Source organism: Nocardioides sp. S-1144 (assembly GCF_005954645.2).
GTDB lineage: Bacteria > Actinomycetota > Actinomycetes > Propionibacteriales > Nocardioidaceae > Nocardioides > Nocardioides dongxiaopingii.
This window is the reverse complement of the sequence record NZ_CP040695.2, coordinates 426,458-440,207: the sequence shown is the minus strand read 5'-3', so window position 1 is coordinate 440,207 and position 13,750 is coordinate 426,458. Positions and strand designations below refer to the sequence as shown.

13 protein-coding genes and 1 tRNA gene are annotated in these 13,750 nt (G+C 73.9%); 8 read left to right on the top strand and 6 right to left on the bottom strand.

Going from position 1 to position 13,750, the window contains the following annotated elements; translation table 11 throughout:
- Positions 1-31: 31 nt before the first annotated feature.
- From FE634_RS02165 to FE634_RS02150, 4 genes are all read right to left on the bottom strand, one after another.
- The gene (locus FE634_RS02165) at positions 32-2,296 is read right to left on the bottom strand and encodes a protein-arginine deiminase family protein (RefSeq protein ID WP_138874947.1); all 2,265 of its coding nucleotides are present in this window, start codon (positions 2,294-2,296) and stop codon (positions 32-34) included.
- A 120-nt stretch (positions 2,297-2,416) separates the two neighbouring features.
- Positions 2,417-2,773, bottom strand: coding sequence for a helix-turn-helix domain-containing protein (locus FE634_RS02160; RefSeq protein WP_212721906.1), 357 nt, complete (start codon positions 2,771-2,773; stop codon positions 2,417-2,419).
- Positions 2,763-4,193, bottom strand: coding sequence for an APC family permease (locus FE634_RS02155; RefSeq protein WP_137294986.1), 1,431 nt, complete (start codon positions 4,191-4,193; stop codon positions 2,763-2,765). Before FE634_RS02155 ends, FE634_RS02160 begins: the two co-directional genes overlap by 11 nt.
- A 36-nt stretch (positions 4,194-4,229) precedes the next feature.
- Positions 4,230-4,937, bottom strand: coding sequence for a VOC family protein (locus tag FE634_RS02150; protein WP_137294987.1), 708 nt, complete (start codon positions 4,935-4,937; stop codon positions 4,230-4,232).
- 89 nt (positions 4,938-5,026) lie between these two features.
- Between FE634_RS02150 and FE634_RS02145 the strand changes: the two genes are divergently transcribed.
- Together FE634_RS02145 and FE634_RS02140 are read left to right on the top strand one after the other, a co-directional pair.
- Entirely contained in the window at positions 5,027-5,479 is a 453-nt protein-coding gene (locus FE634_RS02145; RefSeq protein WP_138874946.1) for an Ig-like domain-containing protein, read from the top strand.
- A gap of 118 nt (positions 5,480-5,597) precedes the next feature.
- A complete protein-coding gene (locus tag FE634_RS02140; protein WP_137294989.1) occupies positions 5,598-5,840 on the top strand; it encodes a hypothetical protein in 243 nt (80 codons plus the stop codon).
- A 55-nt stretch (positions 5,841-5,895) separates the two neighbouring features.
- Here the strand turns inward: FE634_RS02140 and FE634_RS02135 are convergent.
- Positions 5,896-5,968: transfer RNA gene (locus tag FE634_RS02135), tRNA-Thr, on the bottom strand.
- Between the two features lie 155 nt (positions 5,969-6,123).
- Here FE634_RS02135 and FE634_RS02130 point away from each other — a divergent pair.
- Both FE634_RS02130 and FE634_RS02125 read left to right on the top strand, forming a co-directional pair.
- On the top strand, positions 6,124-7,893 hold the full coding sequence (locus FE634_RS02130) for a DUF1800 domain-containing protein (protein ID WP_138874945.1): 1,770 nt from the start codon (positions 6,124-6,126) through the stop codon (positions 7,891-7,893).
- A gap of 14 nt (positions 7,894-7,907) precedes the next feature.
- Entirely contained in the window at positions 7,908-9,170 is a 1,263-nt protein-coding gene (locus FE634_RS02125; RefSeq protein WP_138874944.1) for a DUF1501 domain-containing protein, read from the top strand.
- Between the two features lie 343 nt (positions 9,171-9,513).
- Here FE634_RS02125 and FE634_RS02120 read toward each other — a convergent pair whose 3' ends face one another.
- Positions 9,514-9,696, bottom strand: a complete 183-nt coding sequence (locus FE634_RS02120; RefSeq protein WP_137294992.1) for a hypothetical protein — start codon at positions 9,694-9,696, stop codon at positions 9,514-9,516.
- 86 nt (positions 9,697-9,782) lie between these two features.
- Between FE634_RS02120 and FE634_RS02115 the strand changes: the two genes are divergently transcribed.
- From FE634_RS02115 to FE634_RS02100, 4 genes are all read left to right on the top strand, one after another.
- A complete protein-coding gene (locus FE634_RS02115; RefSeq protein WP_137294993.1) occupies positions 9,783-10,706 on the top strand; it encodes a LysR family transcriptional regulator in 924 nt (307 codons plus the stop codon).
- 64 nt (positions 10,707-10,770) lie between these two features.
- Entirely contained in the window at positions 10,771-11,817 is a 1,047-nt protein-coding gene (locus tag FE634_RS02110; protein WP_138874942.1) for an AAA family ATPase, read from the top strand.
- Positions 11,814-12,764 (top strand): DUF58 domain-containing protein, encoded by a 951-nt coding sequence (locus FE634_RS02105; protein WP_222847653.1) that lies wholly within the window; start codon positions 11,814-11,816, stop codon positions 12,762-12,764. The genes FE634_RS02110 and FE634_RS02105 overlap by 4 nt, the downstream gene beginning before the upstream one ends.
- The gene (locus FE634_RS02100; protein ID WP_138874941.1) at positions 12,761-13,747 is read left to right on the top strand and encodes a VWA domain-containing protein; all 987 of its coding nucleotides are present in this window, start codon (positions 12,761-12,763) and stop codon (positions 13,745-13,747) included. The genes FE634_RS02105 and FE634_RS02100 overlap by 4 nt, the downstream gene beginning before the upstream one ends.
- Positions 13,748-13,750: the final 3 nt, after the last annotated feature.

Genomic DNA, 13,750 nt, shown 5'->3' with positions numbered 1-13,750 from the left:
TGCGCGCCGGGCCGCCCTCGACGTCCGGCACCTACTTCCTGAGCGGGCGCTTCCCGACGGTGGTGACCGAGGTGTACGGCGCGTAGCCGCGCTTGGTCACGGTCACCTTGACGCGGATCCGCTTGCCGACCCACTTCCGCTTGAGCTTCTGGGCGGCCTTGGTGCCGATCACCTTCGTGCCCGCGTACCACCGGTAGCTCACGGTCTCCGGCGTGGCGTTGTAGAGGCCGACGTCGATCCGGACGGTGCGGCCGACCCGGAACCTCCCCTGCACCGTGGGGCGCACGACGTGGGAGAAGGTCGCCAGCGGCGCGGGGACGGTGGGGGTGCCGGTGCCCGGGGTGGCCGAGGCGCCCTCGGTCCACCAGGCAGCGCCGTAGGTGGTGTCGCGCAGCGCGTTGGTCACGCAGTGGATCTGGCCGCTGCGGCTGGTGTAGAAGTAGTCCTCGGCCCACTGGACGTCGGTGCCGACCTCGGCGAGCCGCTTCTCGATCTCGGCCTGGAACAGGTCCTCGCCGTCGACCGCCGGCGTGTGCTGGGTCGGGATGAAGACGACGTCGTGGCCGGTGCCGATGAGGTTGGCGGCGTTGGGGATCTGGACGCCGACCCGGCCGAGGCCGCGGGCGTCGGTGTAGAGCACGGGGACGCGGACGATGTCGTCCTCGGTCAGGCCGGTCTCCCTCTTCAGGACGCTCAGCGCGCGGTTGACGCCGGCGTGGCCGATGGCGGTGCCGGAAGCGATGGCCGGGCTCGCGACGGCCTCGGCGACGGTCATGGTCGGCGGCGTGTTGCCCTCGACCGGGGCGGCGTCGTACGGCGTGTAGAGGGTCTCGCCGCCGCGGCCGGCGTCGTCCAGCTCGGTCAGCAGGTCGAGCGCGAGCCTCGGGTCCGCCGCGACCACGGTCCAGCCGCGGTCGTTGTCGGCCGGGACGACCGACATGAACTCGTCGATGTGACCCACGCTGAGCCAGCTGGTGTCCACGACGATCGGGTCCTGGAAGCCCTGCCGGTCGAGCATCTCGTTGAACGCCGGGTCGGCGGTGAAGCCGGTGCCGGGGACCGCGCCGAGGACCTTGCGGCCGAGCGGGAAGCTCTCGCCGTCGTGCTCGTAGGCCGGGACCGTGCCGTAGTTGCCGGTCGAGCCACGGGAGTCGTAGGACATCCCGGGGATGGTCGCCGGGACGTAGGACGGGTCGAAGTGCTGGACGCCGGCGACGTCGGGACCGCGCAGCTCGGTGAAGACCACCCGCCCGGTCTGGCGGAACGGGTTCGACCCGGCGTTGTCGCGCCCGTCGCGGACGGGGGCGCGGACGAAGACCCGCATCTGCTGCTCGCCCGACGCCGAGGGGATCGACATCAGGCCGGGCTCCATGATGTCCTGCGTCCAGATGTCGGTGCCGTTCCCACCACCGCGCGCGCCCTGCATGCTGGGCAGCTTGACCAGCTCGACGTCGTCCTGGATCCGGTCCATCCCGGCCAGGAAGTCGGCGGCCAGGGCGTCGCCGTTGCGCTGGCTGCGGATCGTCCCCGCGGTCGGCTCCGGCATCGTGGCGCCCTCGTAGACCGAGGTGGCGTTGTCGGCCATGTAGAGCTTCTCGATCGGCATCCGGTCGGTGACGAACAGCAGCGGGGCGACCCGCAGCTCGACCTGGTCGGTCGCCACCTGACGTGCGCCGGCGCGGTGCACGACGCGCACGGTGACGGTGCCGTCCCACGACTCGTCGCGGATGATGTCGGTGCCCTCGACCCCGAGCTCGACGCCGGTGCCGAGGAGGTCCGCCGGGAGAATCCCGTGGGCCGGGAGCGGCGTCCAGTCGTCGGCGGCGTCGCCGGCACCGCGCCGGACGAACACGTTGACCTTCGCCGCACCCACGCCGCGCAGCTCGACCCGCACGGAGTCGACCGCACCCGCACCGACCGGCAGCACCCGGACCCGCGCGAGGTCGAGGGCGTCGGAGTCGCCGTTGACGACGTCGTCCGCCGCGTCGTTGCAGGAGGCCAGCTGGACGTCGGTCAGCTGGGTGGTGCCGTCGGCGCCGATGACGGGACAGGTCTGCTGGTCGTCGTCGAGGTTGGCCAGGAACAACGCGCCGCGCTGCTTGGTCCAGGTGCCGCGCCCGGCGGCGTCGGCGGTGGTGATGGCGCCGTCGCGGTTGGTGTCGGCCAGGACCAGGGGGGTGTCGCTGACGGCGGTCGCGGACGACGGGCCGACGGCGGTGACCGCCAGGCCGGCACCGAGGACGGCGGTCGCCAGGAGTGCCCCGGAGCAGCGCCGGGAGCGGGAGCGGGTGGACATGCGATCTCTTCTCGGTCGGTGACGAGTGGCGCCTGGAGCAGGTGCCGGACGCCATCGAACGCGACCGCCGTGTCCGCGGTGTTGTGGTCGCGAGACAGCCACGTGCCATGAACTGAGACGTCAACTGAGACGGGTGTCGTGCCCGCTCCGCTCGCCCGGACGGTCGGTTCTGTCGGTGCTGTCGGCGGGGTCGGGTCGGTCGTCCCGACCGCCGGTCAGCCGGGCGGCCTCGCCCAGCGCCAGCACCCGGGCGCCGAGGGCGAACCCCGTGAGGTCGGGCGTCCGGACGAGGTACTCCTGCGCGACGAGGTGCTTGGTCATCCGGTAGACGGTGGCCCGCGACATCGGCAGCGCGTCGACGAGCTCGCGCGTCGTCACCCCGGGCCCGTGCTGCGCGACGGCCTCGAGCAGGGCGAACGCGCTGTCGAGGGCCGCCGGCTGCCGGGCCAGGAACCCCTCCCCCCGCTCAGCGGCCACCGCCACCACCCCGGCCACCCAGGAGGACGACGTCCTCGACCACCGGCGGGTCGTGGAGACCGACCCGGACGAACGGACGGCGGCCCACGACGACCCGCCACACCAGGCCCAGACCGAGGACGCCCAGGCCCGCCAGGACGGGCAGCACGGAGCCGTCGTCGAGGACCTGGCCGGCCCGGGACACCGCGACGACGACGACCCCGGCGAGGGTGGTGGTCGCCAGGAGCACGGTGCGGGCACGGAGCTCGTCGAGGCGTCGCAGGAACGGGACCAGGGCCACGGCGGCCAGGCCGTAGGTGACACACATGATCAGCGTCGCCGCGTGCAGGAGGTCGACGCTGGCCCGGTCCGCGGCACCCACCGTGGCGAGCAGGGGCACGCCGAGGACCAGCGGGCCGGCGCACCACACCGCCACCGCCGGGACGCCGCCGTCCGTCGTCCGCCCCAGGGCGCCCGGCAGGATCCCCTCCCGTGCGAGGGCGAACAGCAGCCGCGACAGCGCGGTCCACGCGCACAGCGCGAGCGCGAGCAGCGAGATCCCGAGGACCAGCAGGGTCAGCGCGTCGAGCGGGGACGTGGCGGCGTCGACGTCGAACCAGCGGCGCCGGCTGGGCGCGAGGGCCTCGGGCACGGCGGCGCCGACGAGGTTGGCCGCCAGGAACAGCGTGCCGGTCAGCGCCAGCGACGAGCGCATCGACACCGGGACCGACGCCATCGGCCGCTCGGCCTCCAGGCCGAGCGTCGAGCAGGACTCGAAGGCCACCGTGAGGCCGGCGATCACCGCGACGCCGCCGACGACCCGCCCGATCGAGGCGTCCGCGAGCGAGAGCGCGGCTGCGTCCGGCAGCCCGTGCCGCGCCACCAGCTGGCACAGCACCACCACGAGCGTCCCGATCGCGACCACCTCGACACCGAGCGTGAGCCGGGTCGAGAAGCCGACGCCACGGCGGATCACCCCCAGGCACCCGGCGGCCGCGACCACCGTCAGGGCGACCGCGGTCGCCGTACCCGGCGGCCCACCGCCGGTGGCCTCCCACGCGGCGCCGAGTCGATCGGTGGCGGCGGAGAACCCGAACCCCCCGAGCGCGGCGTAGCCGACGATCATCGCGACCCCGACGCACATCCCGACGGTGGCGCCCAGGCCCTTGGCGACGTAGGTGTACGCCGCGCCGGCCGAGCTGAACCGGGACGCGAACTCCTCGAGCACCCGGCTGATCAGCAGCGCCAGGCCGAACCCAAGCAGCGTGCTGACCCAGAAGCCCGGGCCGACCATCCGCGGCAGCATCAGCCCGGTGCCGAGGGCGGTCAGCGACGGCGTCAGCATCGCGACGGAGTGCGCAGTCAGGTCGAGGCGGCCGACCTGCCGCCGGGAGATCCCCTCGAACGGGGAGCGGGATCCGAAGCGGGGAACGGCCGTCACGGAAGGGGAACCTAGGCGGCGCCTGTTTCGCGGGGGTTACCCGACGGACGCCGCTGCCCCCACGTCGACGCACACCACGCCCCTGTTGCCGTCCTGGTCGGCGACCACGGTGAGTCCGGGCGCGTGGGTGTCGTCGACCACCGTCCCGCCCGCGGCGACGGCGTCGGCGACGCGCTGGTCGCGCGCCTCGAGAGGCACGTAGACCTCGACGTGGAACCCCTGGCTGGGCGCGTCGCCCTCGACGTCGCCGAACCACAGGTTGGGCACCCGGCCGGCGGCGTCGCGGATCTCGTCGCCCGGGGTCCCGCGACCCTGCGAGGAGGAGCTCCCGGTCAGGAGGGCTGCCCACACCGGCGCGATCCTCGCCGAGTCGGGGGTGTCCAGGCCGAGCTCGACGACGCTGACCGAGGCGGGGTCGGCGGTGAGCCCGTGCTCGGCGGCGACCTCGGTGATCCGGCGCGCGAGGTCGACGTCCTGCTGGGTCACCCACTCGACCACGTGCTCGGTGCCGGAGTCCTCGCGGTAGATCGCGTCGTCGCTGCACAGCCGGAGGTCGACGTGGCCCTCGCCGATCATCACCCTCGGGTGGTGGCCGAGCTCGTCACCCGCGGCGCCGACCGCCAGGACGAACCGGGCGCCGGCTCCGAAGTCGTCGACCACGTAGCGCGCGTGCAGTCCCTGAGCCAGCTTGCGCCACTCGGTGAGACCGGCCTGGGCGATCTGTTCCCCGACGAGCATGTCCATGCGCCAGCACACTATCCCCACGATCCGACACCGTCCGGTCGCCGCCGACCCGGTCGACCGGCCGGCGGGGCGCGCATAGGGTGCGTCCCATGTCCACCGCCCCCCACCGCTCCTCGCGGCGCAGCATGCTCGTCGCGCACCTCGTCGTCCTCATCGGCCTGGTCGCCTCGACGACGACCTCCGCCGCCACGGCGGCGCCGCACGCCACGCGGGCGGCGAACCCCCCGACGTACGAGGTCTACGCCTTCAAGGCGCCCGCCATCGCGGCCGCTGGCTTCCGGGTGAGGCTGGTGCGCCGCGCCTCGGGTGCGCCGGTGAGCGGAGCCGTGGTCCGGTTCACGGGCGTCCTCGCGGGCGGGGGGAACTACCGCGACCGGGTCACCACGAACGCCAACGGGGTCGCCCGCTGGGCCCTGCCGGTGCCGAGCCGACGGTTCCGCTACCTGGAGGCGAAGTTCTACGCCCGCGGCGAGACGCGCACCTACCTCCAGCTCGGGTTCTGCCGCGATCGCGGGCGCTGGAACGAGTGCGGCGCGGGGTAGGGACCTCGGCCAGGCGGGCCGTCAGCGACGTCGTGGGGAGCCGGCGCCCTCGACCACTCCTGCCGCACCTGAAGCCGTCGGGGGTTTGGATGACACCGAGCCGGGACACGACCGCATCGTGGAGACTCGCGAACCGCCGGCCGTGCGACCCCTCACCGGGGCCCTGCTCTTCACCGGACTCGGCGTCGTCCTGTTCCTGATGGCACTCGCCGGGCTGTTCGGCTACGGCGCCAACCTCGTCGGGAGCGGTCCCGACAACGTCGCGGCCCAGAACGTGATGCTCTGCCTCGGGCTGGTGTGCCTGGCCGGGTCGCTCGCGTCGTTCGCGCTCGCCGTCGTGCTCCGCCTGCTGCGCCGGTGAGCCGAGGACGACGAAGGCCCCCGACCGCATCGCTGCTGGTCAGGGGCCTTCCGTGAGCCGCCTGTCAGAATCGAACTGACGACCTAGTCATTACGAGTGACTCGCTCTACCGACTGAGCTAAGGCGGCCTGCTGCACCCGGCAGCGACGACGAGTATAGGGACAGACCCGACCGGGTACGGAATCGACGGTCGGCACGGGCTCAAGTCCCGGCCCGTCCCGGCCGAAGGACCAGGTGACCCCCCATGCACCCGTACCTGGCCCGTCCCTCCCCCGGAGCACACGTGAGCATCGCCCCCACGTCGCCGTCCCCCCACGACGGCGACCGACCCGACCCCCCGGACGCCGACCCGCTGTCGCGCCGCTTCCTGGCGCGAGGCGTGGTCGCCGGACTGGCGGCGGCCGCCGTCAGCCCCGCCCTGATCGCGACCGAGGCCGAGGCGGTGGGAGCCCGGCACCGCCGGCGGTGCCGGCACTGGCACCGCTGCGCGAAGCACCCGAAGCACACCTGCCGGCACCAGCACCGCTGCAAGCACCTGGGGCACCGCGCCGTGCCGACCCAGCCCGCGGAGCCGACCGGCCCGACGGAGCCGTCCGGGCCGCCGTCCGACCCCGACTTCGTGCGCTCGCCGGTGCCGACGGCGGCGTCGCTGCACCTCGGCAACCGGTTCACCTACGGCATGACGCCGGCGCTGCACGAGCAGATGCGGCAGGCAGGGGGCCCGGCGCGCTGGTTCGAGCAGCAGCTCGACCCCGCGTCGGTCGCGGACCCCAAGGCCGACCCGATGCACACGTGGTGGCTCTCGATCGACCTCGACGCCGCGACAATCGGCCAGCGCAACAACGACGAGGTCGAGGGCGGCTGGGTGGCGATGGCCAACTACGCCCGCTGGTGCCTGCTGCGCCGCATCTACTCCCAGCGCCAGGTGCTCGAGGTGATGACCGAGTTCTGGGAGAACCACCTGCACGTGCCGCTCGACGACGACGGCGTCTTCACCTACCGCGCCGACTACGGGAAGCTGCTGCGCAGCCACGCGCTGGGCCGGTTCGACCAGATGCTCGTCGCCGCGATCACGCACCCCGCGATGGGGATCTCGCTCGACAACGCGAGGTCCACGAAGAGGGCCCCGAACGAGAACCTGGGTCGCGAGCTCCTCGAGCTGCACACCGTCGGCCGCGGCAACCACGGCGAGGACGACGTCAAGGCGTCCTCGCGCATCCTCACCGGCTACCGCGTCGACCTGTGGACGACGTGGCGCTCCTACTACGACCCGGCCAGCCACTGGACCGGCCCGGTCAGCGTCCTGGGCTTCGAGCACCCCAACGCGAACGCCGACGGCCGCGCCGTCACCGAGGCCTACCTGACCCACCTGGCCCGGCACCCGCGCACCGCGGAGCGGATCGCCCGCAAGCTCGCCGTCCGGTTCGTCTCCGACGACCCGCCGCCGGCGCTGGTGGAGCGGCTCGCCCGCGTCTACCTGGACAACGAGACCGCCATCAAGCCGGTCCTGCGCGCGCTGGTCGCGTCCCCGGAGTTCCTCGCCTCGGCCGGGCAGAAGGTCCGGACCCCCACCGACGACGTCGTGGCCACCCACCGCGCCCTGCGCACCGAGATCGCCCGGCCGACCAGCGCCGACTCCGCGGCGAACTCCTTCCTGTGGCACACCAGCTCGATCGGCCACTCGCCGTTCGCCTGGGCCCGCCCCGACGGTCCCCCCGACACCGGCCGCGCCTGGTCGTCGGCCTCGCGGCTGCTGGCCTCCTTCGACGTCCACCTCACCCTCTCCGGGGGCTGGTGGCCGACCAAGCAGATCACCTACCGCGCCCCGACGAGCTGGCTGCCCGCCGACAGCGTGCGGTTCGACCACCTCGTCGACCACCTCTGCCGCCAGCTGCTCGGCAAGGCGGCGCCCGCGCGCCTGGTGACCGCCTGCGCCCAGGCCGTCGACGTGGCCGCGGGCACGACGATCACCGCCAGCCACCCGGTGATGCGGTGGCAGTTCCCGCTGCTGCTCACGACCCTGCTCGACAGCCCCGACCACCTGCACCGCTGAACCGGAGACCCTCGATGACCGAGCAGCAGAACGACCCGCAGCCCTGCTGCGACGACTACGTGCGGACGTCGCGGCGCTCGTTCCTCCGCGGCGCGCTGGTGGCCGGCGGCGCCGTCACCGCGACCTTCGGCACGGCGTTCACCGAGACGTCGTACGCCGCGGCCGGCCAGGCCGACCAGGTGCTGGTCGTGCTCTCGATGCGCGGTGCCTGCGACGGGCTGAGCCTGGTCGTGCCGCACGGCGACCCGGTCTACTACCAGGCCCGGCCGAGCATCGCGGTGGCCTCCGAGCGGCTGCTCGCCAAGGACGCGATGTTCGGGCTGCACCCGTCGTTCGCGCCGCTCGTCCCGATGTGGAACGCCGGCCGGATGGCCGCCGTCCACGCCACCGGGCTGCCGTCGCCGAACCGCTCCCACTTCTCCGCGATGGAGGAGGTCGAGGACGCCGACCCCGGCTCCGACGCGCGCATCGGCTGGCTGAACCGGCTGGTCGGTCGCGACGGCGCCGGCTCGCCGATCGAGGCGATCCAGATGGGCGGTGGCGTGCCGGCCACCGCCGTCATGGGACCGCAGCCGGTGCTGGTCACCCCCAGCATCGACCGGGTCCGCCTGGCCGGCGGGGCCTCGCCCGCCGAGGCCGCGGCGCGACGCCGCTCGCTGAGCACCGCCTGGGCGGGCAGCTCGACCCAGCTCGGGGTCGGCTTCCGCTCCACCCTCGAGGTGATCGACGAGTTCGCCCCGGTGCACGCGACGTCGGCGACGCCGTCGAACGGCGCCGTCTACCCGCGCAACGACCTCGCCTCGGCCCTGCAGGCCACGGCGCGCACGATCCGGGCCGACGTCGGCGCGGAGATCATCACCGTCGACCACGGCTCCTGGGACCACCACACCTGGATCGGCAACCTCGCCGACGGGAACCTGGTCCGCAAGGCCAACGAGATGGCCGGCGCGATCGCGGCCTTCTTCGCCGACCTCGGGCCGCTGGCCGACAAGGTCACCCTGGTCACCATCAGCGAGTTCGGCCGGCGGGTCAAGGAGAACGCCAGCCAGGGTCTCGACCACGGCCACGGGAACGTGATGTTCCTGTTCGGCGCCGGGGTCAGGGGCGGGCGGTACTACGGCACCTGGCCGGGCCTGACCAACACCGTCGACGCCGACCTCCTGGTCACCACGGACTACCGCAGCGTGCTGTCGGAGGTCATCGTGTCGCGCTTCGGCGCGTCACCGGCCCAGGTCTTCCCGGGTGCGACGACCGCGCGGGTCGGTGCGATGACCTGACCGCCCGAGCCGGCGAGGGCGGGTCAGCTCGCCGGTCGTCGAGTGAGCGGCGCGACCGAGGGACGAGGTCGTGACCCGCGTGTCGAGACGCCTGGCCGACGGCGCGGGGCGTGGGGGCCGGGGGTTTCGTCGGCGCTCGCTGGCGCTCGCTTGCTCAACCTCCGGCTGGCTGGCGCTCGCTTGCTCAACCTCCGGCTGGCTGGCGCTCGCTTGCTCAACCTCCGGCTGGGGTTGAGCGGCCCGGGGGTTTCGTCGGCGCTCGCTGGCGCTCGCTTGCTCAACCTCCGGCTAGCGCTGGCGCTCGCTTACTCAAGCTTCGGCTGGGGCTGGCGGTGGCGTCAGGTCAGGCGTCGACGAGGTCGCGGGCGCGACCGCCGTCGAAGGGGCTGTGGTCGAGGGTCTGGGTCGCGCCGCACCAGCAGGTGAAGGAGACGACCATGCCCTCGTCGGTGTGGGTGACACCGGAGAGCTGGCTGGGGAAGGTGAGCTGGCGCTTGCCGCAGGAGGTGCAGGAGTGGACGAACATGACTCCATTCTGGAGGGTCGCCGACCCCAGGGGTAGCCTTGATTTCCAGCACGAACCAAAGGTCAGCCCTTGAGGAGATTGTGACCGTGCTCTCACTGCACCAGCTGCGCTGCTTCCTGGCCACCTACGAGCACGGCTCGCTCACCGCCGCCGCCGACGAGCTCGGCTACGCCCAGCCCTCGGTCTCCGAGCAGGTCCGCGCCCTGGAGAAGTCGCTGGGCGTCCAGCTCTTCCGCCGGGTGGGCCGCGGGGTCGTCCCGACCACCGTCGCCGACACGCTGCGCCCGCACGCCGAGAAGGTGCTGGCCTCGGTCGCCGAGGCCCAGGACGCCGTCCGCAGCGTCCGGTCCTTCGAGACCGGCACCATCCGGTTCGGGATGTTCGGCGTCGCCCGCCTCTACGCCAGCGCCGGGCTGATCGCCGACGTCCTGGCCCGCTACCCCGGCGTCCGCGTCGAGCTGGTCGGCCAGAACTCCACGGCGGTCGCCGAGGACCTGCGCCGCGGGCGCCTCGAGGCGGCGATGCTCGCGGTCGCCGGGGTCCGCAGCGAGGGGATCACCATCACGCCGGTCGCGCGCGAGGAGCTCGTCTACATCTCCGCCGACCCGGCGCGGCTGGCCACCCCGGTCACCGCGCACCGGCTCGCGCTGGCCACCCTGGTGATGCCCGAGACCACCTGGCGCGCCGAGGACTCCACCCGGATCCTGCTGCGCCAGCTGCTCCACGAGACCGGGCGCAACCCGCAGACCCGCATCGAGGTCGAGGACGTCGAGACCGCCGTCGAGATCGTCGGTCTCGGGCTCGCCGACTCCGTCATCCCCCGCGGCGCCGCCGAGCAGCTGCTTCCCCGGCTCGCCCCGAACGCCGGCTGGGTCGCCCTGCGGCCGCGGGTGTGGGACACCTTCGCCGTCGTGCACCGGGCCGGCGCCGTCCTCTCCCCGGCGGCCCAGCTGATGATCGAGCTCGCGACGGCCCGGATCCGGGAGATCGCCGAGCCGCTCGGCAGGTGAGAACCTCCTGAGACAGTCGCGACAACCCGTTTCCGGCAACCACGAGGGTGGGAGTCTGGGCACCATGTCGGCTGAACAGGAGCGCGAGGTCGCGGACGCGTCCGCCACCCTCGAGAGGGCTCTGATCGAGGTCAAGAAGGTCGTCGTCGGTCAGGACGCGATGGTCGAGCGGATGATCATCGGGCTCCTCGCCCGGGGCCACATCCTGCTGGAGGGGGTGCCCGGCGTCGCCAAGACGCTCGCGGTGCGCACCCTGGCCGACGTCGTCGGCGGCTCGTTCGCCCGCCTGCAGTTCACCCCCGACCTGATGCCGGGCGACATCACCGGCACCCGCGTCTGGCGGGCCAGCAGCGAGACCTTCGACGTCGAGCTCGGCCCGGTCTTCGCCAACCTGGTGCTCGCCGACGAGATCAACCGCGCGCCGGCCAAGGTGCAGTCGGCGCTGCTCGAGGCGATGGCCGAGAAGCAGGTCTCGATCGCCGGCACCAGCCACCGGCTGCCCGACCCGTTCCTCGTGCTCGCCACCCAGAACCCCGTCGAGTCCGAGGGCGTCTACCGGCTCCCCGAGGCCCAGCGCGACCGGTTCCTGCTCAAGGTCGACGTGCCCTACCCGAGCGGGCAGGAGGAGTTCACCATCCTGCACCGGATGTCGGTGAAGCCCCCGCGGGCCGAGGCGGTCCTCGACCCGGTCGAGGTGATCCGGCTGCAGGGCGTGGCCGACGGGCTGTTCGTGCACCACTCCGTCGCCTCCTACCTGGTGAACCTCACCATCGCCACCCGCTCCCCCGAGCGCTACGGGCTGGCCCACCTGCGCGAGGTCATCGAGCTCGGGGTCAGCCCGCGCGCCTCGCTGGGCATGCTCGCCGCCGGCCGCGCGCTGGCGCTCCTGCGCGGCCGCTCCTACGTGCTGCCCGCCGACATCGCCGAGGTCGCCTCCGACGTGATGAGCCACCGGATGCTGCTCTCGTTCGACGCCGTCGCCGACGGCGCCGACCCGCGCGCCATCGTGCGCGAGGTGGTCGCCGCGGTGCCGCAGCCGACCGTCGCCTCCCGCGAGGACCCGGACGCCGGCCACACGGCGGCGTTGGCCGCGCAGGGCCAGTCGTCGTGACGACTGCTCCCGGGCCGGTGCCGCTCGGCACCGCGTCACCGGAGGCGGTCTTCGACGCCCTCGACCTCGCCGTGCGCCGCCGGCTCCCCGGACGGCTGCACGGCGACAAGCGCGGCCTGCGCCTGGGGCCGGGCTCGGACCCCGAGGAGGTCGTGCGCTACCGGCCCGGTGAGGACGACGTCCGCCGCATCGACTGGAACGTCACCGCCCGCTCCGGCGAGGCGCACGTGTGGCGCCCGGTCGCCGAGCACGAGCTCGAGGCGTGGGTGCTCGTCGACGACACCGCCAGCATGGCCTTCGGCACCGTCCACCTCGAGAAGCGGCAGGTCGCCGACGGCGTCACCGCCGCGGTCGCGCTCCTCACCCAGGGCCCGGGCAACCGGCTCGGCACCGCCCACCTGGCCGCCGACGGGCTCACCTGGGCCCAGCCGCTCCCCTCGCGCGCGGCCGCGCACCGCGCGCTGCGCCGGCACCGCGCCACCGCGGCCGTCGGCAGCGGCGGCTCGGTCGACGTCGGCCTCGCCCGGGCCGTCCGCACCTTCGCCACCCGCCACCCGCGCCCCGGCGTCCGCGTCGTGGTCACCGACTTCGTCGAGCCCGACGGCCGGATGGAGCGGCCCTTCGCGTGGGAGACGCCGCTGCGACGGCTGGCCGCGGTCCACGAGACGCTCGTGGTCGAGGTCGTGGATCCCCGCGAGCTCGAGCTGCCCGACGTCGGCGCGGTCACCCTCGAGGACCCCGAGACCGGACGCCGCCGCGAGATCTTCACCTCCGACCGCCGGCTCCGCGCCCGCTACGCCGCCGCCACGGCGGCCCACCGCGCCGCCACCGCGGACGCCGTCCGCGCCGCCCGGGCCGGCCACGTGCTGCTGCGCACCGACCGCGACTGGGTGCGCGACCTCGCCCGGTTCGTCAACGGCCGCCCGATGCGCCGGGTAACGGCATGAGGATCCCGGCTCCCGCGCCGCTGTTCGCCCTGGCCTCCCCGGGGTGGCTCTGGCTGCTCGTCCCGGTGGTGCTGCTCGCCGTCTTCTACGGCGTCCAGCAGGCCCGGCGCAGCCGCTACGCCGTCCGGTTCGCGACCCTGCCGATGCTCGAGCGCCTGGTGCCGAGACAACCGGCCTGGCGCCGGCACGTGCCGGCGGCGCTGCTGCTGCTCGCCTTCGTCGGGCTCGCCGTGGCGGCGTCGCGCCCGCAGGTCGACGAGCAGGTGCCGCGCGAGCGGGCCACGGTCATCGTGACCGTCGACGTGTCGCTGTCGATGGAGGCCACCGACGTCGACCCCAACCGGCTCACCGCGGCCCGCGCGGCCGCCACGGCGTTCGTCGAGGGACTGCCCGACGGCTTCAACGTCGGCGTGGTCGCCTTCGCCGGCTCCGCGACCGTCCTGGCCCAGGCCTCCCCCGACCACGAGGCCGCGATCGAGGCCCTCGGCCGGCTCGAGCTCGACCGCGGGACCGCGATCGGCGACGGCGTCCTCACCTCGCTCGCCCAGATCGAGGCGATCGGCGACAGCGCCGGCACCGACGCCGACGGCGAACCGGTCCCGGCGCACGTCGTCCTGCTCAGCGACGGGACCAACACCGTCGGCAGCACCGTCGAGATGGCGGTGGGCGCCGCGCAGGAGGCGGGCGTGCCGGTCTCGACGATCGCCTACGGCACGCCGGAGGGCACCGTCACCGTCGACGGCCAGCTCGTGCCGGTGCCGGTCGACCAGCCCTCGCTCGACGCCCTCGCCGAGGCCACCGGCGGCACCGGGTACGCCGCCGAGACCGCCGACGAGCTCGACGAGGTCTACGACGACATCCAGTCCTCGATCGGGTTCCGCACCGAGCCCCGCGACGTCACCCCGTTCTTCGTGGCCGGTTCGCTGCTGGTCGCGCTGCTGGCGGCGGCGTTCTCGCTGCGCTGGTTCGCGCGGCTGCCCTGACCC